Raw genomic sequence first — 25948 nt, forward strand, 5'->3', positions numbered from 1 at the left:
CTTAACCGGCTCGAAACCGTGTTTTCGGGCATCCTCTTCTCTCTTTCCCACCTTTCGGCGTGCCCCGGCGTGCAGTCCGCAAGGGCGAGAGAAGGCGATACGCCCGTGAGCCGTGAAAGACATGGCCACGTCATGGAAGGAAGATTTCGTGGCAACGAAGTCCCAGGACCGCCGCAAGGTGCGCCTCTCGCGCGCCCTCGGCATCGCACTGACCCCCAAGGCCGCCCGCTACCTCGAGAAGCGTCCCTACGCTCCCGGTGAGCACGGCCGCACCAAGCGCAAGCAGGACAGCGACTACGCCGTCCGTCTCCGCGAGAAGCAGCGTCTGCGCGAGCAGTACGGCATCCGCGAGAAGCAGATGCGCAACACGTTCAACGAGGCCCGCCGCACGGAGGGTCTGACGGGTGAGAACCTGGTCGAGCTCCTCGAGATGCGTCTCGACTCGCTCGTGCTCCGTTCGGGCTTCGCCCGCACGACCGCACAGGCGCGTCAGCTCGTCGTGCACCGTCACATCCTCGTCGACGGCCAGCTCGTCGACCGCCCGTCCTTCCGCGTGAAGCCGGGCCAGACGATCCACGTCAAGGCCAAGAGCGAGGCTCTGGAGCCGTTCCAGGTCGCAGCCGCCGGCGGTCACGCCGAGGTCCTGCCCCCGGTTCCCGGCTACCTGTCGGTCGAGCTCGACAAGCTGCAGGCCCGTCTCGAGCGTCGCCCCAAGCGCGCCGAGGTTCCGGTGACCTGTGAAGTCCAGCTCGTCGTCGAGTACTACGCCGCGCGCTAAGCGCAGCATGCGCCGCTCGGATCGAGCGGTTCGAAGGGGCGTCGGGTTCACCCGGCGCCCCTTCTGCTTTGCACCTAACATGGACCCCATGAAGAAAGTCCTCTGGTTCCTGATGGGCATCGCCGGCGGTTTCATCGCCGCTCACCTGATCAACAAGGACCCTCGAGGCCAGGAAGTCCTCGCCGAGGTCGATCTCCGCATCTCCGAGTTCACGGACCGGATGGCCGACGCGTACCGGACCCAGGAGGCCAAGATCGAGGGCCTCGTGGCGGACGCGAAGGATGCTGCGGCCGCCCAGCTCGACGACTGACCTACCCCCATCTCCCGGCCGCGACCCACGGGGCGCGGCTGATCACGCATGCAGTTGAGGACACACGATGAAGACCGCTGAGATCGCCCGGCGTTACCTGGACTACTTCGAGAAGAAGGGGCACACGATCGTGCCCTCGGCATCCCTCGTCAGCGATGATCCGGCTCTCCTGTTCACGGTCGCTGGCATGGTCCCTTTCATCCCGTATCTCTCGGGCGATGTGCCCGCCCCCTACAAGCGCGCGGCGGACAACCAGAAGTGCATCCGCACGAACGACATCGAAGAGGTCGGCAAGACCCCGCGTCACGGCACGTTCTTCCAGATGCTCGGCAACTGGTCGTTCGGCGACTACTTCAAGAAGGACGCGATCCGTTACGCGTGGGAGTTGCTCACGACTCCCGACGAGGACGGCGGCCTCGGGTTCGACCCGAAGGACCTCTGGGTCACGGTCTACGAAGAGGATGACGAGGCGATCCAGCTCTGGCTCGAGCACTCGACCCTCCCCGAGGAGCGCATCCAGCGCCTGGGCAAGGACACGAACTACTGGACCACGGGCCTTCCAGGCCCGGCGGGCCCCTGCTCGGAGATCTTCTTCGACCGCGGCCCCGCCTACGGGATCGACGGCGGTCCGGCGACGGACGACGATCGGTACGTCGAGATCTGGAACCTCGTCTTCATGCAGTACGAGATCACGAACGTGCGATCCAAGTACGAGTTCGACATCATCGGTGATCTGCCGGCTCAGAACATCGACACCGGGATGGGCCTCGAGCGTGTCGCGTTCATCAAGCAGGGCGTCGACAACATGTACGAGACCGACCAGGTCCGTCCCGTGCTCGACAAGGCGGTCGAACTCTCCGGCAAGCGTTACGGCGAGAACCACGAGGACGACGTCCGTTTCCGCGTGGTGGCCGACCACATCCGGTCCTCGCTCATGCTGCTCTCCGACGGCGTGACGCCGGCGAACGACGGCCGTGGGTACATCCTCCGGCGGCTCATGCGCCGCGCCATCCGTTCGATGCGGCTGCTCGGCGTCGACGGCCCCACGTTCGCCGAGCTGTTCGCCGTCTCGCGCGACGCGATGAAGGAGTCCTACCCCGTCGTCGAGACCGACTATGCGCGGCTTTCGCAGTATGCGCTGGCCGAAGAGGCGACCTTCCTCCGCACCCTCGCAAGCGGCTCGGAGATCCTCGACACGTCCATCGAGTCGGCGAAGTCGACCCAGTCGAGTGCGCTCAGCGGATCGCAGGCGTTCCTGCTGCACGACACCTACGGCTTCCCGATCGACCTCACGCTCGAAATCGCCGAAGAAGCGGGCCTCACGGTCGACCGCGCCGGGTTCGACACGCTCATGAAGGAGCAGCGCGACCGCGCGAAGGCGGATGCCCGCTCGCGCAAGGGCCAGCTGGCCGACACGAGCATCTACCGCGATTTCCGTGCGCTCGGCGAGACGGTCTTCACCGGGTACACCGACCTTGAGACGGAATCGCGGATTCTCGGCATCCTCGTCGACGGCGCACCCGCCGATCGCGCGTCGCAGGGACAGATCGCGGAAGTGATCGTCGCCGAGACCGCTCTCTACGCGGAATCGGGCGGACAGGTCGCCGACAAGGGCGTCATCGTGGGCCCCGGCTACGAGCTCGAGGTCCTCGACGTCCAGAAGCCCGTCCCGGGTCTCATCAGCCACACCGTCGAGGTGACGACCGGTGAGGTCGCCGTCGGACACGTCGCGACGACGGTGGTGGATGCCGCGAACCGCCGCGCGGCCGCGCAGGCGCACTCCGCGACCCACCTCGTGCACGCCGCGCTCCGCGACACGCTCGGCAAGAGTGCGACACAGGCGGGCTCGCTGAACCGTGCCGGCTACCTCCGCTTCGACTTCTCGTGGGGGCAGGCGCTGTCGCCCGAGACGCGCAGCGAGATCGAAGAGATCGCCAACAACGCCGTCCGTGACGACCTCGAGGTCACCACCCGTGTCGTGTCGCTCGACGAGGCGAAGGCTGCCGGTGCGATGGCGCTGTTCGGCGAAAAGTACGGCGACACCGTCCGCATGGTCGACATCGGCGGCCCGTGGTCGCGAGAACTCTGCGCGGGCACCCACGTGTCCTCGAGCGCGCAGGTCGGGCTCATCAACCTCGTGGGGGAGTCGTCGGTGGGCGCCTCCAACCGACGCGTCGAGGCTCTCGTCGGCCAGGATGCGTTCCGCGAGCTCGCCGCCGAACGAGCGATCGTGTCGCAGTTGACGTCGGGCCTGAAGATCCCGCGGGATCAGCTTCCTACTCGCATCGCGGAGCTCCAGGCGAGCCTGAAGGCCGCCGAGAAGAAGATCGCCCAGTTCGAGGCGAAGGCACTCGGTGAGCGTGTTCCGGCCCTCGCGGCTTCGGCGGTCTCCGCCGGCGCGTACCGTGTCATCGCCCAGTCCGTGGGCACGGTGGGGTCCGCAGATGACCTGCGCTCACTGGCGCTTCAGATCCGCGAACGTCTGGGTTCCGACGCCGGTGTGGTCGCCCTCGGCGGGGAGGCGGGCGGACGTCCGGTTGTCATCGTCGCCACGAATGAAGCTGCCCGCGCCGCGGGAGCGAAAGCCGGGTCACTGGCCAAGACCGCCGCGGGAGTCCTCGGCGGTGGCGGCGGTGGACGTGACGACGTCGCGCAGGGCGGCGGGACGGATGCGTCGGCCCTGCCCACGGCGCTGAAGAGCATCGTCGCGGCACTGGAGGGTGCGACCGCGTGACGGGCTTCCGCCGCGGGGTGCGCCTCGGCATCGACGTCGGACGCGCTCGCGTCGGCGTCGCGCGGTGCGACCCCGACGGGATGCTGGCGGTGCCGGTGGAGACTGTCCCCCGGTCCGAGACCTCGGTCGCCCGGATCGTCGAGATCGCTCGCGAGTACGGCGCGATCGAAGTCCTCGTGGGTCTACCGATCAGCCTCGCGGGCTCCGAGACGGCCTCCACGGCCGACGCGCGCGACTTCGCGGACGAACTCCACGCATCTCTCGACGTGCCCGTTCGCCTGGTCGATGAGCGGCTGAGCACGGTGTCGGCGAATGCCGTCCTCCGGCAGAATGGGCGTTCGCAGAAGTCATCTCGTAGGATTGTCGACCAGATCGCCGCGGTCGTTCTCCTCCAGCAGGCGATCGACGTCGAGAAGAGCACCGGTAACCCGTCCGGTGCGGCGCTGTAGGAGACGCAGGAGTCCACCGATGACCGAGACCCCGTCGCGCGACGACCGCCCCGGCGCACCCTCTCCGGAGCCGTCCGCTCCGGCTGAGGAAGACGCTCCCTCATCGCGCCGCGCCGCGCGGGAAGCGCTGCGCCAGAGCCCGGGAACCGCTCCGGACCCGGCAGTGGATGCGGCATCCGTCGCCCCTTCTCAGCCGGCTGCGGCGGAGCGGACGGTCACGTCCTCCACTGCGCCGCTCGAAGCGCTCTTCGAGGACGAAGGCCTGAAGGCCCCGTCGGCATCCGCGAGTCCGCCGGACCGTGACCGGCGAAAGAGTCGGATCGCCGCGTGGGGTGTTTTCGCTGTCGTGATCGCGATCATCGGGGGCCTCGTCGGCGGCGGCTTCGTGGTCTTCCACACCTATGAGGACCAGATCCGCAAGGTCATGGGGTGGGAGGAGCCGAAGGATTACGAGGCAGGCATCGCCGAGGGCGAAGCGAGCGTCACCGTCCTCTCGGGTCAGACCGGGGCGGACATCTCGCGCGCGTTGTTCGACGCCGGCGTCACGAAGACCACAGACGCGTTCTACTCGTACCTCATCGAGAGCGGTGAGGACCCCAACGTCCTGAAGCCGGGGGTCTACTCCCTGCAGAAGAAGATGACCTCCAAGGCCGTGTTCGCGGCACTGCTCGACCCCGCGAACAAGCAGGAGTACACCGCGCAGCTGCGCGAAGGGCTGACGGTCGCGCAGTCCGTCCCGCGAATCGCGGAAGGCGTCGGCCTCCCTCTGAAGGACGTGGAGGCGGCGGTGAAGGATCCCGGTGCCTACGGCGTGAAGGCGCAGAGCCTCGAGGGGTGGCTGTTCCCGGCGACCTACACCTTCGACCCGGACGTGACAGCCAAAGAGGTCATCCAGACGATGGTCGACCGGACGGTTTCCGCGCTGGACGACGCCGGTGTTCCCGCAGACCAGCGAGAGAAGATCCTGACGGTCGCGTCGATCATCGAGAAGGAAGCGCGGAACGAAGACGACTTCTACAAGGTGTCGCGCGTCATCCAGAACCGTCTGGACCCGGCGATCAGCGACACCAATGGACTCCTCCAAATGGACTCGACGGCCCAGTACCCGTTCGCGGATCGCGAGGGCGGAACCAGCTCGCGCGCCGAGGAACTTGCAGATGACAACGGCTGGAACACGTACAAGAAGGCAGGGTTGCCGATCACACCGATCGCCAACCCCGGTGAGCTCGCCATGAAGGCGGCCCTGAATCCCGCCGAGGGGCCGTGGCAGTACTTCGTCACGGTCAACCTCGACACGGGCGAGACCGTCTTCTCGGCGACGTTCGCAGAACACGAGAAAGCCGTCGCCCAGTACCAGAAGTGGTGCCGAGACAACCCTGACGGCGGCTGCTCCTGATGACGGCCGCCCTGGAGGTCTGGGGCGACCCGATCGGGCACAGCCTGTCGCCCGCCATGCACACCGCGGCGTACGCGTTCCTCGGCTGGGACTGGACGTACGGCCGTCGCCGCGTCGACGAGAGCACCTTCGCTGCGGAGCTCGCCTCGCTGGATCCCGCCCACCGCGGACTCTCCCTCACCATGCCCCTGAAGCACGCGGCGTTCGCGGCCGCGTCCGAGCGAGACGCTCGATCGACCCTCACGGGGGCAGCGAACACCCTCGTCCGGTCGGTCGGGGGCTGGCGGGCCTTCCACACGGATGCCGGGGGCATCGTCTCGGCGCTCGGCGAGCAGGGCGTCGTGACCGCCGAACGGGCGCGCATCGTCGGTGCGGGAGCGACGGCATCCGCGGCACTCGTGGCGTTGGCGGAGCTGGGTGTTCGCGAGGTCGAGGTGGCCGCACGAAGGCCTGACGCCGCGGCCGAACTGATCGCACTGGGGGAGCGGGTCGGTGTGCGTGTGACGGCTGTTCCTCTCAGCGGCGGGCATCCGCACGAGATGGATGTGACGGTCGCCACACTGCCGGGCGGAGTCTCCATCCCGATCGCCGTCGCCGATGCCCTCGCAGCGACCGGCGGCGTCCTGATGGACGTCGTCTACGGGCACTGGCCCACCGACCTGTCGCAGGCGTGGGAGCGCGCGGGGCGTCTCGCGCGAGGCGGGGAGGGGATGCTCCTGCACCAAGCCGTGCTGCAGATCCGCGCGTTCGCCACCGGCGACGTGGCGGACCCCCTGCCGCGGGAGGACGAAGTCGTGGCGGTCATGCGCCGCGCGCTCGTGGGAGACTAGGGCAATGCTCCGCGTCCTGACCGCCGGCGAATCCCACGGCCCCGAACTCGTCGCCATCATGGAGGGCCTGCCCTCCGGCGTCCCCGTCTCGCTCGACGCGATCCGCGCCGACCTGGCTCGACGCAAGCTCGGCTATGGCCGCGGCTCGCGGATGAAGTTCGAGGAGGACGAGCTCGCCCTCTCCGGCGGCGTCCGCCACGGCCTGTCGCTCGGGAGCCCCATCGCTCTGCGCATCGGCAACACCGAATGGCCGAAGTGGGTCGAGGTCATGAGCCCTGAACCCATCGACCTGACCGAGCGTTCGCGTGGCCGTGGCGCGGCGCTCACACGTCCTCGTCCCGGTCACGCCGATCTTGTCGGCATGCAGAAGTACGACTTCGACGAGGCCCGTCCGATCCTCGAGCGCGCGAGCGCCCGGGAGACGGCCGCGCGCGTCGCGCTGGGCGCCATTGCGCGGGGATTCCTGTCCGAGCTCGGCATCCGCCTCGTGAGCCACACGCTCTCGATCGGCCCCGTCCAGGTGCCCGAGGGTTCCGAACTGCCCGGCCCCGACGACGTCGACGCACTCGACGCCGATCCGCTCCGGTGCTTCGACGCCGCGACGTCCGAGCGGATGGTCGCCGAGGTCGACGCCGCGAAAAAGGACGGCGACACGCTCGGCGGCATCGTCGAAGTCCTCGCCTACGGCCTGCCGCCGGGGCTCGGGTCTCACGTCCACTGGGACCGTCGCCTCGACGGGAAGCTGGCCCAGGCTCTCATGAGTATCCAGGCGATCAAGGGCGTCGAGGTCGGCGACGGGTTCGAGACCACGCGCCGGCGAGGGTCCGCTGCCCATGACGAGCTCTTCGTGACGACCGACGGCATCACCCGTGCCTCCGACCGCGCCGGTGGCACCGAAGGCGGCATGTCCACCGGAACCGTCCTTCGTGTCCGCGCCGGCATGAAGCCGATCGCCACCATCCCGCACGCGCTGCGGACGGTCGATGTCGCGACCGGTGAGACCGCCGCGGCCCATCACCAGCGTTCCGACGTCTGCGCCGTTCCGGCTGCGGGCGTCGTCGCCGAGGCGATGGTCGCGATCGTGCTCGCCGACGCTGTGCTCGAGAAGTTCGGCGGGGACAGCATCCGCGAGACCCGGCGCAACGTCGAGACCTACCTCGCGGCGATCCCCGAGACGCTGAAGACGACTCCTGCGTCGGAGGCGGCCCTCCTCGCGCATGACCTCGCCTGACCCGCGCGCGATCGTGCTCATCGGCCCCATGGGGGCCGGGAAGACGAGTGTCGGCAAGCGCGTCGCGAAGCGGCTCGGGCGGGTCTTCCGCGACACCGACGCCATGATCGTGCGCGCCCACGGACCGATCGCCGAGCTGTTCGCCGCGCACGGCGAGCCCCACTTCCGCACTCTCGAACGGGATGCCGTCGCGGAGGCTCTCCAGAGCGGCGGCGTCGTCTCGCTCGGCGGCGGGGCGGTGCTCGACGAGGCCACGCGGGAGCGACTCCGGAGCCACCGGGTGGCGCTTCTCACCGTCGCCCCGCGTGTCGTCGCGCGCCGCCTCGGGGCAGCGGCATCCCGGCCTCTGCTGGCAGGCGACGACGAGACGCCCATCCAGAGGTGGGAGCGCATCTACGCCGAACGCCGCCCCGTCTACGAATCCGTCGCCGACGCGACCTTCGACACGTCGTCGGGGCCGCTCGAGAACATCGTGATCGCCATCGCGGACTGGGCAGAGCCCGCCGCCGACCCCTCGGGAGTCACCCCATGACCCACACCACCATCAGCGTCACCGGCACGACCCCCTACGACATCCACGTGGGCCGAGGCCTGCTGGCGGGCGTCCGAGACCACCTCGCGCCCACGGTGAAGAAGGTGCTGATCGTCCACACGCCGCGCCTCGGTGCGAAGGCCTCCGACCTCCGTGACCTGCTCGTCGCGGACGGGTCGCTCGAGGTGCTCATCGCCGAGGTGCCGGATGCCGAGGACGCCAAGCGCATCGAGGTCGCCGCCTTCTGCTGGCAGGTCATGGGGCAGGCCGACTTCACCCGGACAGACGCCGTCATCGGCTTCGGCGGGGGAGCCGTGACGGATCTCGCCGGGTTCGTCGCGGCATCCTGGCTCCGGGGCGTGCAGATCGTGCAGATTCCGACGACCGTGCTCGGGATGGTGGATGCGGCTGTCGGCGGCAAGACCGGGCTCAACACCGCCGAGGGCAAGAACCTCGTGGGTGCCTTCTGGGCGCCGCGCTCGGTGATCTGCGACCTGGACGTCCTCGACACGCTCCCGCGCAACGAGATCGTGGCCGGTTTCGCCGAGGTCGTGAAAGCGGGATTCATCTGGTTCCCCGAGATCCTCGACATCGTCGAGCGCGATCCCGAGGCGGCGATCGACCCGACCAGTGACGAGTTCCGCCGCTGCGTCGAGCTCGCCATCGAGATGAAGGCGCGCGTCGTGAGCGAGGACTTCCGCGAGGCGGGCGTCCGGGAGTACCTGAACTACGGACACACCCTCGGCCATGCGATCGAGCACGCAGAGCGCTACCGCTGGCGTCACGGCGCCGCGATCTCGATCGGCATGATGTACGTCGCGGAACTGTCGCGCCTCGCCGGCCGCCTGTCCGATGAGGACGTCGCCCGGCACCGTCGCATCTTCGACCTCCTGGGCCTTCCGACGACGTACCGGATGGACGGGTGGCAGCACCTGCTGGGCGTCATGCAGCGCGACAAGAAGTCCCGCGCCGGAATGCTCCGCTTCATCGTCCTCGACGCGATCGGCAAGCCGACCGTCATGCAGGCTCCCGACGAGTCGCTGATGTTCGCGGCCTACCAGGAGATCGCCGGGTGACGGATGCCGCGGTCCGCCGCATCCGGTTGCAGGAATGGCGCGAGGTCCGCGACATCCGCATCCGGGCGCTCCGGGACCCGGCCGCCCCGATCGCCTTCCTCGACTCCGTTGACGCCGCGCTCGCCCGGAGCGATGACTTCTGGCAGATGCGGGCGGCGGGCGCCGCGATCGGCGAGAACGCGGCGCAGTTCGTCGCCGTCGTCGCCGGCGACGCGGGGGAGACGTGGGTCGGGTCGGTGTCGGTGCTCCTCCGGGCGCCGGGTGACACCGACACCGTCGGTCGCGCCGTGAGCGCGCCGCAGGCGGACCTCGTCGGGGTCTTCGTCGATGCCGACCACCGCGGGCAGGGCGTCCTCGACGCGCTCGTGGAGGCAGCATCCGCGTGGGCCGTCGCCGTGGGCGCGGACGGGCTCACCCTCGAGGTGCACGTCGACAACGCCCGCGCGCAGGCGGCCTACCGCCGGCTCGGGTTCATCCCGACGGGACTCGTGGTCGATGTCGACGCCGGCCGCGAGATCCAGATGCACCGCCCGGCCGAGTAGGGTGCTCTCGTGCCGACATCCCGCCGCCTGCTGCTCGTCAACGGCCCGAACCTGAACCTCCTCGGCATCCGCGAACCCGACGTGTACGGGCACGAGACGATCGCCGATGTCGAAACACTCGTCGAGCGGACCGCGGCTGAGCACGGCTTCGAGGTCCGCTCGGTGCAGAGCAATCACGAGGGCGTCCTCATCGACGCGATCCACGCAGCCCGGGGCGACTGCGCGGGGATCGTCATCAACCCCGGCGGACTGACGCACACCTCGGTCGTGCTCCGCGACGCGCTGTCGGGCGTGGCGCTGCCCGTCGCCGAGGTCCACATCTCGGATGTGATGGCTCGCGAGCCCTTCCGCCACCACTCCTATGTCGCCGATGTCGCCGTCGTCCACGTCGTCGGGCGCGGCGTCGCAGGCTACGCGGAGGCGACCCGCGCGCTCATCGCGACGCTCGCGGGCTGACCGTTTCCCGGGGCGGATGCCGCGGCATCCCGTAGAATCGATCGTCGGCCGCTCTGGCCCCGCATACACCGAACGGAAAACCGCACTCTCATGGCATCCACTGCAGACATCAAGAACGGCGTCGTCCTGTCCATCGACGGACAGCTCTGGAACGTCATCGAGTTCCAGCACGTGAAGCCCGGCAAGGGTGGCGCGTTCGTCCGCACGAAGCTCAAGAACGTCGTCTCCGGCAAGACCGTCGACCGCACGTACAACGCCGGCGCGAAGATCGAGATCGAGAACGTCGACCGCCGCGACTTCACCTACCTCTACAACGACGGCGAGAACTTCGTGTTCATGGACGTCGCCGACTACGACCAGCTGAACGTCTCGGCCACGGTCGTCGGCGACGCCGCGCACTACCTGCTCGAGAACCAGCAGGTCCAGATCGCGCTGAACAACGGCAACCCGCTCTACATCGATCTCCCCGCCTCCGTCGTCCTCGAGATCACGTACACCGAGCCGGGCCTGCAGGGCGACCGCTCGTCGGCCGGCACCAAGCCCGCGACGCTCGAGACGGGACACGAGATCCAGGTTCCGCTGTTCGTCGAGCAGGGTACGAAGGTCAAGGTCGACACGCGCACCGGGGACTACCTCGGCCGCGTGAGCTGACCCGTCGATGAGCGCACGGAGCAAGGCGCGCAAGCGCGCCCTCGACATCCTCTACCAGTCCGACATCCGCGGCGATGACCTCGCCGTGACGCTCGCCGCCGAGGCGAAGCGTGCGGCGAGCGAACCGGCCCGCGAGGCGTCGTGGCTGTACGCCCGCGAGATCGTGGACGGCGTCATCGACGCGCAGAGCGAGATCGACGAGCAGATCGTCACGCACGCTCGCGATTGGAAGCTCGAGCGGATGCCGGCGCTCGACCGCGCGATCCTCCGCATCGGCGTGTGGGAGATCCTGCACAACGACCAGGTGCCCACCGCCGTCGCGATCGACGAGGCCGTGGAACTCGCCAAGGAGTTCTCGACCGACGACTCCGGCTCGTTCGTCCACGGCGTGCTCGGACGCATCGCGCGCTCCTGACCCGAGGCCCGGTGACCCCGGCACCTGCACCGACAAACGGCATCCCGACAGAGACACGCGACTTCGCGTCGTTTCTCGACCGGGATGCCGTTTCTCGTCGGAGCGGGCGGGTCGGGCGCGGGGTGAGCGCGGACGGATGCCGCGGCCGACCGCCCGGCCCCGCTAGAGTGGTCTCGTACCAGCAACCTTTAACACCGTCCTGTGAGGCGGAGAAGGGAGCGGCGGATGACTTCGCGCATCGTTCTGCATGACGCTGACATCGCCCGAGCACTCACGCGCATCTCTCACGAGATCCTCGAGTCGAACAAGGGCCCCGACGGGCTCGTGCTCCTCGGGATCCCCACCCGTGGTGTCACCCTCGCGGAACGCATCGGCGCTCTGATCGCGTCGTTCACCGGAGCCGACGTCCCGGTGGGTTCTCTCGATGTGACGATGTACCGCGACGATCTGCACCGGAACCCGACGCGGACGCCGCGCCCGACCGAGATCCCGGCCGAGGGGATCGACGCGAAGACCGTCGTGCTCGTCGACGACGTGCTCTTCTCCGGCCGGTCCATCCGCGCCGCGCTCGATGCGCTGCAGGACATCGGTCGCCCCGCCGTCGTGCGACTCGCCATCCTCGTCGACCGCGGCCACCGCGAGCTGCCGATCCGCCCGGACTTCGTCGGCAAGAACCTGCCGAGTGCCCGGGAGGAGCGCGTCAACGTGCGCCTCGCCGACGTCGACGGCGCCGAAGAGGTGACGATCGCGTCATGAGACACCTTCTCGACACCCGCACCCTTGCCCGCGAGGACGCGCTCCGCATCCTCGACGTGGCCGAAGACATGCGCGACACGCAGTCCCGCGAGATCAAGAAGCTCCCGACGCTCCGCGGCAAGACGGTCGTCAACCTGTTCTTCGAGGACTCGACCCGTACCCGCATCTCCTTCGAGGCTGCCGCGAAGCGCCTCTCCGCCGATGTGATCAACTTCTCGGCCAAGGGGTCGTCGGTCTCGAAGGGGGAGTCCCTGCAGGACACCGCGCAGACCCTGCAGGCCATGGGGGCCGATGCGGTCGTCATCCGTCACGGCGCATCGGGCGCACCGCACACCCTCGCGACGAGCGGCTGGATCTCCGCAGGCGTCCTGAACGCGGGGGACGGCACGCACGAGCACCCGACCCAGGCGCTCCTCGACGCCTTCACGATCCGCAAGCGCTTCTTCGGGGAGGACAGCCGGGGTCGCGACCTGACCGGCTTGCACGTCGCGATCGTCGGCGACATCCTGCACTCGCGCGTCGCTCGCTCGAACGTGTGGCTGCTGACGACGCTCGGCGCGACGGTCACTCTCGTGGCGCCCCCCACTCTCGTCCCCCAGGATGTCTCGGCGTGGCCGGTGACGATCGCCTACGACCTCGACGAGGCGATCGCGACGGCCCCGGATGCGGTAATGATGCTCCGCATCCAGCTGGAGCGGATGAACGCGGCCTATTTCCCCACTGAACGGGAGTATTCGCGCCGCTGGGGATTGGATGCCGCGCGAGTGGCCGCTCTTCCGAGCGCTAGCATTGTGATGCACCCCGGACCCATGAACCGGGGTCTGGAGATCTCCGCCGACGCCGCCGATTCGCCACGCTCGACCGTGCTCGAACAGGTCGCGAACGGTGTCTCGGTCCGCATGGCGGCGCTCTACCTGCTCCTGGCGGGGGAGCGACCCACCACCCACCCACAGGAGGAGGCCCGATGAGCGAGAGCATCCTCATCCGCGGGGCGCGGATCCAGGGCGGCGGCGTCGCCGCCGACATCCTGATCAAGGGCGGTGTCATCACCGAACTCGGCTCGGGGCTGAGCTCTGCCGGTGCCCGGACAGTGGATGCCGACGGCCTGATCGCGCTGCCGGGCCTGGTCGACCTGCACACCCACCTGCGCGAACCGGGCTATGAGGCGTCCGAGACGATCCTCAGCGGATCCCGCGCGGCGGCCGCGGGTGGATTCACCACCGTCTTCGCCATGCCGAACACGTCGCCCGTCGCCGACACGGCGGGCGTCGTCGAGCAGGAGCTCGCCCTGGGCGAGGCCGCCGGCTACGCGCACGTGCAGCCGATCGGTGCGGTCACCGTCGGGCAGAAGGGCGAGCGGCTCGCCGAACTCGGCGCGATGGCATCGTCGCGTGCCCGCGTCCGGGTGTTCAGCGACGATGGCTTCTGCGTCTTCGACCCGCTCATCATGCGGCGCGCGCTCGAGTACGTGAAGTCGTTCGACGGCGTCGTCGCGCAGCACGCGCAGGACCCGCGTCTCACCGAGGGCGCCCAGATGAACGAGGGCACCGTCTCGGCGGAACTCGGTCTCACCGGCTGGCCCGCCGTCGCGGAGGAGTCGATCATCGCCCGCGACGTGCTCCTCGCTGAGCACGTCGGGTCACGGCTGCACGTGTGCCACCTCTCGACGGCCGGTTCGGTCGACCTCATCCGGTGGGCGAAGAAGCGCGGCATCACCGTCACCGCCGAGGTCACCCCGCACCACCTGCTGCTCACCGAGGACCTCGTCCGTGGGTACGACCCGCGCTTCAAGGTGAACCCGCCGCTCCGCCGCGATGAGGACGTGCTCGCGGTCCGCGAAGGTCTCGCCGACGGCACGATCGACATCGTCGCGACCGACCACGCGCCGCACCCCGCCGAGGCGAAGACCTGCGAGTGGCAGGCCGCCGCGAACGGGATGGTGGGGCTCGAATCCGCCCTCCGCGTCGTCCACGCGGCCATGGTCGAGACGGGGCTGCTCGACTGGGCCGACGTCGCCCGCGTCATGTCGACGACCCCGGCGCGCATCGGCCGACTGGCGGATGCCGGCACCCCGATCGCGGTCGGAGCCCCGGCATCCCTCGCCCTCTACGACGCCGCTCCGGTCCGCACCTTCCGCACGGACGACCTTCAGGGGCGTAGCGTCAACTCGCCCTATCTCGGACGCGACCTGCCGGGTGAGGTGCGAGCGACGTTCTTCCGCGGCAGGCAGACCGTCGCGGACGGCGCCGTCGTCGACGAGGTCGCCCCGTGACCCGCGAGGCCGCCAGCCTCGTCATGGCGGCGGTCGCGGCTCTCCTCATCGTGATCGGCCTCGTCGCCTGGCGACGACGATCGAAGCGGGATGCGGGCCTGACCGTCCCCGTGGGCGATGCCCCGGACGGCGCCACGACGGTGCTGCGTTCGGAAGGGCTGTACGTCGCGACGACGCGTCACGACGACGCCCTCGAGCGTCTCGCCATCCGCGGGCTCGCCTTCCGTTCCCGTGTCGACGTCACCGTGACCGACCGCGGGGTCGCGCTCGACCTCACCGGCCAGCCGCGGATCTTCCTCGCGGCGGGCGCACTCGTCTCGGTCGGTCAGGCCACGGTCGCGATCGACCGTGTCGTCGAGCGGGACGGACTTGTCCGTCTCGTCTGGACGACGCCGGAGGGCACGATCGTCGACAGCTACCTCAGACCGCAGGATGCCTCGGCCCGCTCGCTCACCGACGCGATCCGTCCGCTCCTGACCACCTCCCTCTCCTCCCCGCACACTCCCGGAAGCGACGCATGAGTATTCAGAGATTCCAAGCTCCCGAACCCGCCGTCCTCGTCCTCGAAGACGGTTCCCGACACCCCGGACACGCCTATGGCGCACGCGGCACCACGCTCGGCGAGGTCGTCTTCGCGACGGCGATGACCGGATACCAGGAGACGATCACCGATCCCTCCTACGCCGGGCAGATCGTCCTCCAGACCGCCCCGCACATCGGCAACACCGGCATGAACGCCGAGGACCCCGAGTCCCGGCGCATCTGGGTGTCGGGCTATATCGTCCGCGACCCCTCGCGCATCGTGTCGAACTGGCGCGCCGACCATTCCCTCGAGGACGCCCTCGTCCGCGATGACATCGTCGGCATCAGCGGCATCGACACGCGCGCGGTCACCCGTGTCCTGCGCTCGACGGGTTCGATGCGCGGCGGCGTCTTCTCAGGGGATGCCGTGTCCCTGACCGACGACGAGCAGCTGCGCATCGTGCGCGAAGCGCCGGAGATGAGCGGTCAGAACCTGTCTGCGGACGTCTCCGTTCCGGCCGCCGAGGTGACCCCCGCCGTCGGCGAGAAGGTCGGCAACCTCGCGATCCTCGACCTCGGCGTCAAGCAGGCCACGGTGAACAACCTCGCCGCACGGGGCTTCGAGGTGCACGTCCTCCCGCAGTCGATCTCGTTCGCCGACATCCAGGCGATCGACCCGGTCGCGGTCTTCTACTCGAACGGCCCCGGTGACCCGGCGGCATCCGATCGTCACGTCGCGCTGCTGCGCGAAGTGCTGGATGCGGGGCTGCCCTTCTTCGGGATCTGCTTCGGCAACCAGCTGTTCGGCCGCGCCCTCGGGTTCGGCACGTACAAGCTGCCGTTCGGACACCGCGGCATCAACCAGCCCGTCCTCGACAAGACGACCGGTCGCGTCGAGATCACCGCTCACAACCACGGTTTCGCCGTCGACGCGCCGATCGAAGGCATCATCGACAGCCCCCACGGCTACGGCCGCGTCGAGGTCAGCCACGTCGGCCTCAACGACAACGTCGTCGAGGGACTCCGCGCCCTCGACCTGCCGGCGTTCAGCGTGCAGTACCACCCCGAGGCCGCCGCCGGCCCGCACGACGCCAACTACCTGTTCGACCGCTTCCGCGACCTCGTGATCGCCACCCAGGAGAGCAAGAAGAATGCCTAAGCGCGACGACATCCACAGCGTCCTCGTCATCGGTTCCGGCCCGATCGTCATCGGTCAGGCCTGCGAGTTCGACTACTCCGGCACTCAGGCGTGCCGCGTGCTGCGCGAGGAGGGCGTCCGCGTCATCCTCGTGAACTCGAACCCGGCCACGATCATGACCGACCCCGACTTCGCCGACGCGACCTACGTCGAGCCGATCACGTGGCAGGTCCTCGAGACCATCATCGCGAAGGAGCGGCCCGACGCGATCCTTCCCACCCTGGGTGGTCAGACCGCGCTGAACGCCGCGATTCAGCTCGACCAGCACGGCGTCCTCGAGAAGTACGACGTCGAGCTGATCGGGGCGAACCTCGAGGCGATCAACAAGGGCGAGGATCGCCAGATCTTCAAGCAGCTCGTGCTCGACTCCGGTGCCGACGTCGCCGACAGCCGGATCTGCACGTCGATGGACGAGGTCCTCGCCGGCGCTGCCGAGCTCGGCTATCCGCTGGTCGTCCGCCCTTCGTTCACGATGGGCGGGCTGGGTTCGGGCTTCGCCTACGACGAGCAGGACCTCCGCCGCATCGCCGGCGCGGGACTCCGGGACTCGCCGACGCACGAAGTGCTCCTGGAGGAGTCGATCCTCGGGTGGAAGGAGTACGAGCTCGAGGTCATGCGCGACAACGCGGACAACGTCGTCGTGGTCTGCTCGATCGAGAACGTGGACCCTGTCGGCGTGCACACAGGCGACTCGATCACGGTCGCTCCCGCACTCACGCTCACCGACCGCGAGTACCAGAAGCTCCGCGACATCGGCATCGACATCATCCGCGCCGTCGGCGTCGACACCGGCGGATGCAACATCCAGTTCGCGGTGGACCCGGCATCCGGTCGCATCATCGTCATCGAGATGAACCCGCGCGTCTCGCGGTCGTCGGCTCTCGCGTCGAAGGCGACGGGCTTTCCGATCGCCAAGCTCGCCGCGAAGCTCGCGATCGGCTACCGCCTCGACGAAGTGCAGAACGACATCACGAAGGCGACGCCGGCGAGCTTCGAGCCGACGCTCGACTACGTCGTCGTCAAGGTGCCGCGGTTCAACTTCGAGAAGTTCCCCGCCGCCGACACGACGCTCACGACGACCATGAAGTCGGTCGGCGAGGCGATGGCGATCGGGCGCAACTACGCGACGGCGCTGCAGAAGGCGCTGCGTTCGCTCGAGAAGCGCGGGTCCAGCTTCCATTGGGGGCCGGAGGAGCGTTCCGCCGAGGAGCTTCTCGAGATCGCGAAGACGCCCACCGACGGCCGCATCGTCGTGCTGCAGCAGGCTCTCCGCAAGGGCGCCACGCTGGAGCAGGCCTTCGAGGCGACGGCCATCGACCCCTGGTTCCTCGACCAGATGATCCTCATCAACGAGGTCGCCGAGTACATCCGCGAGGCCGACGCGCTGACCGAGGACATCCTGCGCCTCGCGAAGGACCACGGCTTCAGCGACGTGCAGATCGCGGAGCTCCGCGATCTCGGCGAAGCGGAGGTGCGCGGCATCCGTCACGGCTTCGGACTGCGTCCCGTCTACAAGACCGTCGACACGTGCGCGGGGGAGTTCCCGGCGCTCACGCCATATCACTACTCCTCGTACGACCGCGAGACCGAGGTGATGCCGAGCGAGGGCCGGAAGGTGGTCATCATCGGGTCGGGCCCGAACCGCATCGGCCAGGGTGTCGAGTTCGACTACTCGTGCGTCCACGCATCCTTCGCCCTGTCGGATGCCGGGTACGAGACCGTCATGGTCAACTGCAACCCCGAGACGGTCTCGACCGACTACGACACCAGCGACCGCCTCTACTTCGAGCCGCTGACCCTCGAGGACGTCCTCGAGGTGCTCCACGCCGAAGCGCAGTCCGGTGAGATCGTCGGGGTCATCTGCCAGCTCGGTGGTCAGACGCCGCTCGGCCTCGCGAAGGGCATCGAGGCTGCCGGCTACACGATCCTCGGCACGAAGCCCGCCGCCATCGACATCGCCGAAGAGCGCGAGCAGTTCTCGCAGCTGCTCGACCGGGCCGGTCTCACCGCGCCCCGGCACGGCACGGCGACGAATGAGGCCGGCGCCGTCGCCATCGCAGAGGAGATCGGGTACCCGGTGCTCGTGCGGCCCAGCTTCGTCCTCGGCGGGCGCGGCATGGAGATCGTGTACGACACCGCGAGCCTGCGCGACTACTTCGTCCGCATCGCGGACCAGGCGATCATCCGCGACGACGCTCCGCTGCTGGTCGACCGGTTCCTCGACGACGCGGTGGAGATCGACGTCGACGCCCTCTTCGACGGCGAGCAGCTCTACATCGGCGGCGTCATGGAGCACCTCGAAGAGGCCGGCATCCACTCCGGCGACTCGTCGTGCACTCTGCCGCCCATGTCGCTCGGCCGCGGCGAGATCGACCGCGTGCGCATCGCGACGCACGCGATCGCCGAGGGTGTCGGCGTCCGCGGCCTCCTGAACGTCCAGTTCGCCGTGTCCGCCGGCGTCCTGTACGTCATCGAGGCGAACCCCCGCGCCTCGCGCACGGTTCCGTTCGTGTCGAAGGCTCTCGGCATCCCGATGGCCAAGGCCGCGAGCCGCATCATGGCGGGCTCGTCGATCGCCGACCTGATCGCCGAGGGTCTGCTGCCCGAGCAGGACGGCTCGCGCGTGCCGCTCGACGCGCCGGTCGCCGTGAAGGAGGCCGTGCTGCCGTTCAAGCGGTTCCGGACCGCGGACGGTCGCACCGTGGACTCGGTGCTCGGGCCCGAGATGCGCTCGACGGGCGAAGTCATGGGCATCGACCGCGACTTCCCGACGGCGTTCGCGAAGAGCCAGGCCGCGGCCTACGGCGGGATGCCGACCTCTGGCACCGTCTTCCTCTCGGTTGCCGACGACGACAAGCGCGCTGTCATCCTGCCCGCCCACCGGCTGCAGGAGCTCGGCTACACGCTCATTGCGACGGAGGGCACGGCCGAGATCCTGGCCCGAAACGGCATCACGGTGAAGGTGGTGTCGAAGTACTCCGAGACGCAGGGCTCCGGCGAGCAGAACGTCGTCGACCTCATCAACGCGGGCGAGATCGACATCGTCGTGAACACCCCCTCGGGCGGGATCGCGCGAGCCGACGGGTACGAGATCCGTGCGGCTGCGGTGGCCGCAGACAAGGCGCTCTTCACCACGATGGCTGTGCTCGGGGCGGCGGTGTCGGCGATGCCGGTGCTCCGCGAGGGCTTCTCGGTTCGGAGCCTGCAGGAATACGCCGCCGACCGGAAGGCGTCGGTGTGACCTCATTCGGTTCGCGGCTGGCCGCGGCGGTCGACGCCCGCGGTCCGCTGTGCGTCGGGATCGACCCCCACGCGTCTCTTCTGGACGCGTGGGGGCTCCCGGCATCCGCCGCGGGGGTCCGGGAGTTCGGGCTGCGCGTGGTGGATGCCGCCCGCACCCGGGTGGGAGTCGTCAAGCCGCAGGTCGCGTTCTTCGAGCGGTACGGTTCTGCGGGATACGCCGCACTCGAGGAGGTCATCGGCACCGCCCGCGCCGCCGGTCTGATCGTGATCGCCGACGCCAAGCGCGGCGACATCGGGACGACGATGGACGGATACGCAGAGGCGTGGCTGTCGGCCGGATCGCCTCTCGAAGCGGATGCCGTGACAGTCAGTCCGTACCTCGGCCCCGACTCGCTCCGCGGCACGATCGCCACCGCCGTCCGCGAGGGCAAGGGCATCTACGTCCTGGCAGCGACGAGCAACCCCGAGGCCGCCGGACTGCAATCCGCCGAGCTCACGGCGGTCGATGCGGAGCGCGGCCAGACGGTCGCGGACTGGGTCGCCCAGCGCGCCGGATCCGCCAACTCGTCCGCTGTCGTCGGCGACGACCGCTTCGGTCCGGTGGGCTTCGTCGTCGGGGCTACAGTGGAGCGCGCCGATCTCGGTCTGACCGATGCGTCGCTGCAGCGTGCGTCTCTCCTCGCCCCCGGGTTCGGAGCACAGGGCGCGCGCCTCTCCGACATCTCCGAGCGATTCGGCGCCCTGGCGCCGCAGGTGCTCGCCAGTGCGAGCCGCAGCATCCTCGGTGCCGGTCCCGACGGGATCGCCGCCGCCATCGACACCCACAATTCAGAACTCCAGGACGCCCGACATGCCTGACTCCCGTACCCCTCCCGAGGTCGATCGCGCTGCGGCGTCACGCCGCGCCGTCGCCGCCCGCCGCGAGCGCGCCGCCCTGAAGCGCGACGTGTCGACCCGGGTCATCAGCCCGCAGGACCTCCTCCGCCGGGCGTGGGCCGAGCCGCAGTCGGCGGCAGCCGCGATGCGGGTGACCGAGTTCCTCACCGCGATCCCCGCGATCGGAGAGGGCAAGCGGGACCGCATCCTGGCCGACCTGCAGATCGCGCCGGTGAAGAAGATCGGCGGACTCGGCATCCGTCAGCGGACCGTCCTGCAGGACTACCTCGACCGCCGGCTGCCGGAGCCGAGCGCACGAGAGGCCCGGAGCCGCCTGATCGTCCTCGCCGGACCCACGGCGGTCGGCAAGGGCACCGTTGCGGCGCACATCAAGGAACACCACCCCGAGATCCTGCTCTCGGTCTCTGCGACGACGCGTCCCGCTCGACCGGGGGAGGTCGAAGGGGAGCACTACTTCTTCGTCGACGATGCCGAGTTCGATCGGCTGGTCCGTGACGGGGAACTCCTCGAGCACGCCACGGTTCACAACGCCTACCGGTACGGCACACCCCGTCGGCCGATCGACGCCGCCCTCGCGGAGGGGCGGACGGTCCTTCTCGAGATCGACCTCCAGGGCGCCCGTCAGGTGCGCGCCGCCGCGCCCGATGCGACCCTCGTCTTCCTCCTGCCGCCCAGCTGGGACGAACTCGTGAACCGCCTCGTCGGTCGCGGGACCGAGGGCGAGGAGGAGCGCGCGCGACGCCTGAAGACCGCCCGCATCGAGCTCGCCTCGCAGGGCGAATTCGACTATCGCGTCGTGAACGACGACGTCGCGCGGGCTGCTGCGGAGATCGCGCGACTCGCGAGCTGACCCCGAGGCGGCACCCGATGCCGCTTCATTTCACCGCGTTACGTTCGATGTGGTCGACAGGGCGCGGTCCGGGAGGCTGGACGCATGTCCGCCGTCCTCACCGCCTCCGACGCTGCCCGGAGCGCGCCCGCTCCCCGCGGCGCCGTCTCGCTGTCGGGCGTGAGTCGGACCTTCCCTGGAGCGGCCGCGCCCGTTCCCGTTCTTCGCGGAATCGACCTCGCGTTCGAACCGGGGGAGATCATCGCCGTCATCGGACCGTCGGGCTGCGGTAAGTCCACGCTCCTGCGCCTGCTCGCCGGCCTCGACGTGCCGACAGACGGCTCCGTGACCGTCGACGGCACGCCGCTCCGCGACACCGACGACCGCACGGCCGTCGCCTTCCAGGAGCCGCGCCTGCTCCCGTGGCGCTCCATCGCTCAGAACGTCGAACTCGGGATGCCGCGCGGCACGCCACGGGCCGAGGTCGCGTCCCGCGTCGCGGAACTCCTCGAACTCGTCGGGCTGACGGGCGCCGCCGGGCTCCGCCCCCGCGAGGTCTCGGGCGGCATGGCCCAGCGCGCCTCGCTGGCCCGTGCGCTCGCTCGTGGCCCCGAGGTACTCCTCCTCGACGAGCCGTTCGGTGCGCTCGACGCGCTGACGCGGCTTCGGATGCAGGACCTCCTCCTCGATATCCACTCCACCGAGCCCACGACCGTCGTGCTCGTCACACACGACGTCGAAGAAGCGTTGTACCTCGCCGATCGCGTGCTGCAGCTGCGCGCCATCGACGCGGGCTCCGAGGACTCCTCGATCGCACGCGCGATCGAGGTCCCCGGCATCCGTCCCCGTGACCGCGCCGATCGCGGTTTCACGAACCTTCGCGCCGAACTCCTCGACGGACTCGGCGTAGACACCCACCGCTCAACCCCTCAGGAGACCCGATGAGCACCCTCACCCGCCGCACCGTTCCCGCCCTCGCCGTGGGTGCCGTGGTGATGCTCATGGCGACGGGATGCCTCGCCGGCGAGAACGCCAGTTCGACCTCCGGTGAGAGCGGCAAGTGGTCGACCGACACGCTGTCGATCGACTTCGCCACCTACAACCCCCTCAGCCTCGTCGTGAAGGACCAGGGCCTCATCGAGAAGGCGCTGGGCGACGATGTCGACGTCGAGTGGACGCAGTCCGCAGGATCGAACAAGGCGAACGAACTCCTCCGCGCCGGCGCCCTCGACGTCGGTTCGACGGCCGGTTCGGCCGCGCTGCTCGCCCGGGCGAACGGATCGCCGATCAAGGTCATCGACGTGTACTCGCAGCCCGAGTGGTCGGCCATCGTCGTCGGCCCGGACAGCGACATCACGTCGGTCGCGGACCTCAAGGGCAAGAAGGTCGCCGCGACGAGCGGGACCGACCCTTACTTCTTCCTTCTTCAGGCACTCGAGACCGCTGGGCTCAGCGTCACGGACGTCGACGTGCAGAACCTGCAACACGCAGACGGACGTTCGGCGCTCGACGGCGGATCGGTCGACGCGTGGGCGGGCCTCGACCCGATCATGGCTGCCGCCGAGGTGGAGTCGGGCGACAAGCTCATCTACCGGAACGTCGACTTCAACTCCTACGGTTTCCTCAACGCGACGGAGGAGTTCCTCACCGACCACAAGGACGTCGCTCAGGTCGTCGTCGACGCCTACGAAGAGGCCCGTACGTGGGCGATCGCGAACCCGGAGAAGACCGCTGACCTCCTCGCCGACGTCGCCGGCATCGACCCGAAGGTCGCCACCACCGTGATCGCCGAGCGGTCGAACCTCGACGTGAGCGGCATCCCGGGCGACGCCCAGCTGGCCGTCCTCAAGAAGATCGCGCCGGTCCTCGTCGATTCCGACGCGGTCACCGGTGGGCAGGATGCCGTCGACAAGGCGCTCGACACGATCATCGAGCCGACGTTCGCCGAGAAGGCGGCGGGCTGAGTATGACGGCCTCCGCAGAGGCGACCACCACCGCCGCGGCGCCTTCGGGCGCGTCGGCGGTGCCGCCGTTCTGGTCGCGGACGAGCGTTCGTATCGTCGGCGGTCTCGTCGTTCCCCTCGCAGTCCTCGCGCTGTGGCAGGCCGTCACGGGGTTCGGGCTCATCCCGACCTACCGGCTGCCGGCACCCATCGACGTCGTCAACGCGGCGGTACAGCTGGCGGCAGACGGCTCCCTATGGCGTCACGTCGCCATCTCGGTTCAGCGAGTGTTCCTCGGGTTCGTGTTCGGTTCGCTGGTGGGACTCGCTGTCGCTGCGGTCGTGGGTCTCACCCGCTCCGGGGACGTGCTTCTGAGCCCCATTCTCGCGGCGTTCCGCGCCATTCCGTCCCTGGCTCTCGTCCCGCTGCTGATGCTGTGGATGGGAATCGGAGAGGACTCGAAAGTGACCCTCGTCGCGATCGGCGCGTTCTTCCCTCTCTTCACGACCGTCGCCGGCGCGCTCCGGAAGGTTGATCCGCATCTCGTGGAGATGGGACGCTCCTTCGGTCTGCGCGGCTGGGAACTCTTCCGCTCGGTCCAGTTGCCCGCCACCGTTCCTTCGCTCATCTCCGGTCTCCGACTCGCGCTTGCCCAGGCGTGGCTCTTCTTGGTGGCGGCCGAACTCCTCGCCGCCTCGATGGGCCTCGGTTTCCTCCTCACCGACGCGCAGAGCACCGGCCGTGTGGATCGGATCTTCCTCGCGATCGTCGTGCTGGCGACTCTCGGCACCCTCTCCAATGCGCTGGTCACCCTCCTCGAGCGGCGCCTGTTGAGGAAATGGGCATGACTGCTCACTCCACCGACGAGCTGCGCCTCGTCGAGACTCGCACCTACCCGGCGCCCGCCGCGTTCGCGGCGCAGGCGAACGTGACGGAAGTCGCGTACGCCGAGGGGTCTGCTGACCCGATCGCGTTCTGGGAGGCGGCTGCGCGGCGTCTGGAGTGGATCACCCCCTGGCACACGGCGCTCGACTGGCGTCCGCCCGTCCGGGCCGTCGAGGGCGAGCTCTCCGTCCCCGCCGCACGATGGTTCGACGGGGGGACTCTGAACGTCGCCGTCAACTGCGTGGACCGCCACGTCGCCGCCGGTCGCGGCGAGAAGATCGCGCTCCACTTCGAAGGCGAGCCCGGCGATCGCGACTCGGTCACCTACGCCGACCTGCAGCGGCGCGTGTCTCAAGCGGCGAACGCCCTCATCGGCCTCGGCATCCAACCCGGTGACCGCGTCGTCGTCTACCTGCCTGTCCTCGTCGAGACGGTCGTCATCGCGCTCGCGTGCGCGCGCGTCGGCGCCGTCCACTCGCTCGTCTTCGGCGGATTCTCGGCGGAGGCCGTGCGGTTCCGACTCGAGGACACGGGCGCGAAGCTGCTCGTCACGAGCGACGGCCAGTTCCGCCGCGGGGGAGCGGTCGAGGTGAAGTCCGCCGCGGATGCCGCTGCCTCGGGCCTGCCCGATCTCGAACACGTGCTCGTGGTCCGCCGCACCGGTGCAGATGTCGCCTGGACCCACGGCCGCGACGTCTGGTGGCACGACGTCGTCGACACGGCGTCGCCCGTGCACGACGCGCCGGCGTTCGACGCCGAGCATCCGCTGTTCATCATCTACACGTCCGGGACGACCGGGAAGCCGAAGGGACTCGTCCACACCTCGGGCGGCTACCTCACGCACGCGAGCTGGGCGCACTGGGCGCACTTCGACGCGAAGCCCGACGACGTCCACTGGTGCACGGCCGACCTCGCGTGGGTCACAGCGCACACCTACGAGATCTACGGACCGCTCTCGAACGGGCTCACCCAGGTGATCTACGAGGGCACACCGGATGCCCCGCACCGCGAGCGCCATCTCGAGATCATCGAGCGTTACGGGGTGACGGTCTACTACACGGCGCCCACCCTCATCCGGACCTTCATGACGTGGTTCGGAGACGCGCTTCCTGCCGGCCACGATCTGTCGAGCATCCGGCTGCTCGGAACCGTGGGCGAGGCCATCAATCCCGCCGCGTGGGTGTGGTTCCGTCGCAACTTCGGTCGGGACGAGGTGCCGGTCGTCGACACGTGGTGGCAGTCCGAGACCGGTGCCGCGATGATCGCGCCGCTGCCGGGTGTCACGACCCTCAAGCCCGGGTCCGCGACGGTGCCGCTTCCCGGTATCGATGCCGCGGTGGTCGATTCCGACGGACGCGAGGTCGAGCCCGGTCGCTCGGGGACACTCGTCGTCCGTCGGCCGTGGCCCGGGATGGCGCGGACGGTGTGGGGACACCCCGAGCGGTACCGCGATTCGTACTGGGCTGCCTACGCGGGGCACGGTGAGCACGGCGGGTACTACGTCGCCGGCGACGGGGCGACCCGCGACGCCGACGGCCACATCTGGATCCTCGGGCGGCTCGACGACGTCGTGAACGTGTCGGGACACCGCCTGTCGACGATCGAGATCGAATCGGCGCTCGTCGCCCACGATTCCGTCGGCGAGGCGGGGACGACCGCGGTCGTCGACGCGATCACCGGCCACGCCGTCGCCGCGTTCGTCGTCCCCTCGGGGGCGGGGGACCCCGACCCGGCTGACCTCCGATCGCACGTTGCGCGCGAGATCGGCCCCGTGGCGAAGCCCCGTCACGTCATCGTCGTTCCCGACCTCCCCAAGACCCGGTCCGGCAAGATCCTCCGCCGCCTGCTCGCAGAGCTGTGGGAGGCCGAACAGGACCGCCGCGCGGGTCGCGAACCCGCCCCCCTCGGCGACACGACCTCGCTGCAGAATCCCGACGCCGTCGCTCGCATCGCCGCCGCCCTGGCCGCGGCGTGAGCCGCAGCATCCACTTGCCAGAAAGAGA

Annotated in this window: 25 protein-coding genes; all 25 read left to right on the plus strand. The window is 69.4% G+C overall.

Annotated features, from left to right (window positions below; translation table 11 throughout):
- The first annotated feature begins 148 nt into the window (after positions 1-148).
- The 25 genes from rpsD (at position 149) to acs (ending at position 25920) form a co-directional block, all read left to right on the plus strand.
- Positions 149-778, plus strand: a complete 630-nt coding sequence (rpsD, locus tag ABQ271_RS07080; protein ID WP_349310762.1) for a 30S ribosomal protein S4 — start codon at positions 149-151, stop codon at positions 776-778.
- An 88-nt stretch (positions 779-866) separates the two neighbouring features.
- Positions 867-1088 (plus strand): ATPase, encoded by a 222-nt coding sequence (locus ABQ271_RS07085; protein WP_349310763.1) that lies wholly within the window; start codon positions 867-869, stop codon positions 1086-1088.
- A gap of 67 nt (positions 1089-1155) precedes the next feature.
- Positions 1156-3822, plus strand: coding sequence for an alanine--tRNA ligase (gene alaS / locus ABQ271_RS07090; protein ID WP_349310764.1), 2667 nt, complete (start codon positions 1156-1158; stop codon positions 3820-3822).
- Positions 3819-4271 carry a Holliday junction resolvase RuvX gene (gene ruvX / locus ABQ271_RS07095; protein WP_349310765.1) on the plus strand — a complete coding sequence of 151 codons (453 nt, stop codon included), beginning with the start codon at positions 3819-3821 and terminating at the stop codon, positions 4269-4271. Before alaS ends, ruvX begins: the two co-directional genes overlap by 4 nt.
- Positions 4272-4290: 19 nt before the next feature.
- The gene (mltG, locus tag ABQ271_RS07100; RefSeq protein ID WP_349310766.1) at positions 4291-5667 is read left to right on the plus strand and encodes an endolytic transglycosylase MltG; all 1377 of its coding nucleotides are present in this window, start codon (positions 4291-4293) and stop codon (positions 5665-5667) included.
- Positions 5667-6497: a shikimate dehydrogenase gene (locus tag ABQ271_RS07105; protein WP_349310767.1), complete on the plus strand. Its 831-nt coding sequence runs from the start codon at positions 5667-5669 to the stop codon at positions 6495-6497. Before mltG ends, ABQ271_RS07105 begins: the two co-directional genes overlap by 1 nt.
- Before the next feature lie 4 nt (positions 6498-6501).
- A complete protein-coding gene (aroC, locus tag ABQ271_RS07110; protein WP_349310768.1) occupies positions 6502-7728 on the plus strand; it encodes a chorismate synthase in 1227 nt (408 codons plus the stop codon).
- A complete protein-coding gene (locus ABQ271_RS07115) occupies positions 7715-8260 on the plus strand; it encodes a shikimate kinase (RefSeq protein WP_349310769.1) in 546 nt (181 codons plus the stop codon). The genes aroC and ABQ271_RS07115 overlap by 14 nt, the downstream gene beginning before the upstream one ends.
- Positions 8257-9336, plus strand: a complete 1080-nt coding sequence (gene aroB / locus ABQ271_RS07120; RefSeq protein WP_349310770.1) for a 3-dehydroquinate synthase — start codon at positions 8257-8259, stop codon at positions 9334-9336. The genes ABQ271_RS07115 and aroB overlap by 4 nt, the downstream gene beginning before the upstream one ends.
- Positions 9333-9878, plus strand: coding sequence for a GNAT family N-acetyltransferase (locus ABQ271_RS07125; protein ID WP_349310771.1), 546 nt, complete (start codon positions 9333-9335; stop codon positions 9876-9878). Before aroB ends, ABQ271_RS07125 begins: the two co-directional genes overlap by 4 nt.
- A gap of 9 nt (positions 9879-9887) precedes the next feature.
- Positions 9888-10334, plus strand: a complete 447-nt coding sequence (aroQ, locus tag ABQ271_RS07130; protein WP_349310772.1) for a type II 3-dehydroquinate dehydratase — start codon at positions 9888-9890, stop codon at positions 10332-10334.
- 90 nt (positions 10335-10424) lie between these two features.
- On the plus strand, positions 10425-10985 hold the full coding sequence (gene efp, locus ABQ271_RS07135; protein WP_349310773.1) for an elongation factor P: 561 nt from the start codon (positions 10425-10427) through the stop codon (positions 10983-10985).
- 7 nt (positions 10986-10992) lie between these two features.
- Positions 10993-11400 carry a transcription antitermination factor NusB gene (nusB, locus tag ABQ271_RS07140; RefSeq protein WP_036308954.1) on the plus strand — a complete coding sequence of 136 codons (408 nt, stop codon included), beginning with the start codon at positions 10993-10995 and terminating at the stop codon, positions 11398-11400.
- A 225-nt stretch (positions 11401-11625) separates the two neighbouring features.
- Positions 11626-12156, plus strand: a complete 531-nt coding sequence (gene pyrR / locus ABQ271_RS07145; protein WP_349310774.1) for a bifunctional pyr operon transcriptional regulator/uracil phosphoribosyltransferase PyrR — start codon at positions 11626-11628, stop codon at positions 12154-12156.
- Positions 12153-13124, plus strand: a complete 972-nt coding sequence (locus tag ABQ271_RS07150; protein ID WP_349310775.1) for an aspartate carbamoyltransferase catalytic subunit — start codon at positions 12153-12155, stop codon at positions 13122-13124. Before pyrR ends, ABQ271_RS07150 begins: the two co-directional genes overlap by 4 nt.
- Positions 13121-14428: a dihydroorotase gene (locus ABQ271_RS07155; protein ID WP_349310776.1), complete on the plus strand. Its 1308-nt coding sequence runs from the start codon at positions 13121-13123 to the stop codon at positions 14426-14428. Before ABQ271_RS07150 ends, ABQ271_RS07155 begins: the two co-directional genes overlap by 4 nt.
- Positions 14425-14949 (plus strand): hypothetical protein, encoded by a 525-nt coding sequence (locus ABQ271_RS07160; RefSeq protein ID WP_349310777.1) that lies wholly within the window; start codon positions 14425-14427, stop codon positions 14947-14949. Before ABQ271_RS07155 ends, ABQ271_RS07160 begins: the two co-directional genes overlap by 4 nt.
- The gene (gene carA, locus ABQ271_RS07165; RefSeq protein WP_349310778.1) at positions 14946-16109 is read left to right on the plus strand and encodes a glutamine-hydrolyzing carbamoyl-phosphate synthase small subunit; all 1164 of its coding nucleotides are present in this window, start codon (positions 14946-14948) and stop codon (positions 16107-16109) included. The genes ABQ271_RS07160 and carA overlap by 4 nt, the downstream gene beginning before the upstream one ends.
- Positions 16102-19389 carry a carbamoyl-phosphate synthase large subunit gene (gene carB / locus ABQ271_RS07170; RefSeq protein WP_349310779.1) on the plus strand — a complete coding sequence of 1096 codons (3288 nt, stop codon included), beginning with the start codon at positions 16102-16104 and terminating at the stop codon, positions 19387-19389. Before carA ends, carB begins: the two co-directional genes overlap by 8 nt.
- A complete protein-coding gene (pyrF, locus tag ABQ271_RS07175) occupies positions 19386-20249 on the plus strand; it encodes an orotidine-5'-phosphate decarboxylase (protein WP_349310780.1) in 864 nt (287 codons plus the stop codon). Before carB ends, pyrF begins: the two co-directional genes overlap by 4 nt.
- A complete protein-coding gene (gmk, locus tag ABQ271_RS07180) occupies positions 20242-21138 on the plus strand; it encodes a guanylate kinase (RefSeq protein WP_349310781.1) in 897 nt (298 codons plus the stop codon). Before pyrF ends, gmk begins: the two co-directional genes overlap by 8 nt.
- Positions 21139-21222: 84 nt before the next feature.
- Positions 21223-22062, plus strand: coding sequence for an ABC transporter ATP-binding protein (locus tag ABQ271_RS07185; RefSeq protein ID WP_349310782.1), 840 nt, complete (start codon positions 21223-21225; stop codon positions 22060-22062).
- Positions 22059-23081, plus strand: coding sequence for an aliphatic sulfonate ABC transporter substrate-binding protein (locus ABQ271_RS07190; RefSeq protein WP_349310783.1), 1023 nt, complete (start codon positions 22059-22061; stop codon positions 23079-23081). The genes ABQ271_RS07185 and ABQ271_RS07190 overlap by 4 nt, the downstream gene beginning before the upstream one ends.
- A 2-nt stretch (positions 23082-23083) precedes the next feature.
- Entirely contained in the window at positions 23084-23908 is an 825-nt protein-coding gene (locus ABQ271_RS07195) for an ABC transporter permease (RefSeq protein ID WP_349310784.1), read from the plus strand.
- A complete protein-coding gene (gene acs / locus ABQ271_RS07200) occupies positions 23905-25920 on the plus strand; it encodes an acetate--CoA ligase (protein ID WP_349310785.1) in 2016 nt (671 codons plus the stop codon). Before ABQ271_RS07195 ends, acs begins: the two co-directional genes overlap by 4 nt.
- Positions 25921-25948 lie beyond the last annotated feature (28 nt).

It is taken from the genome of Microbacterium sp. MM2322 (assembly GCF_964186585.1).
In the GTDB taxonomy this organism is placed as follows: domain Bacteria; phylum Actinomycetota; class Actinomycetes; order Actinomycetales; family Microbacteriaceae; genus Microbacterium.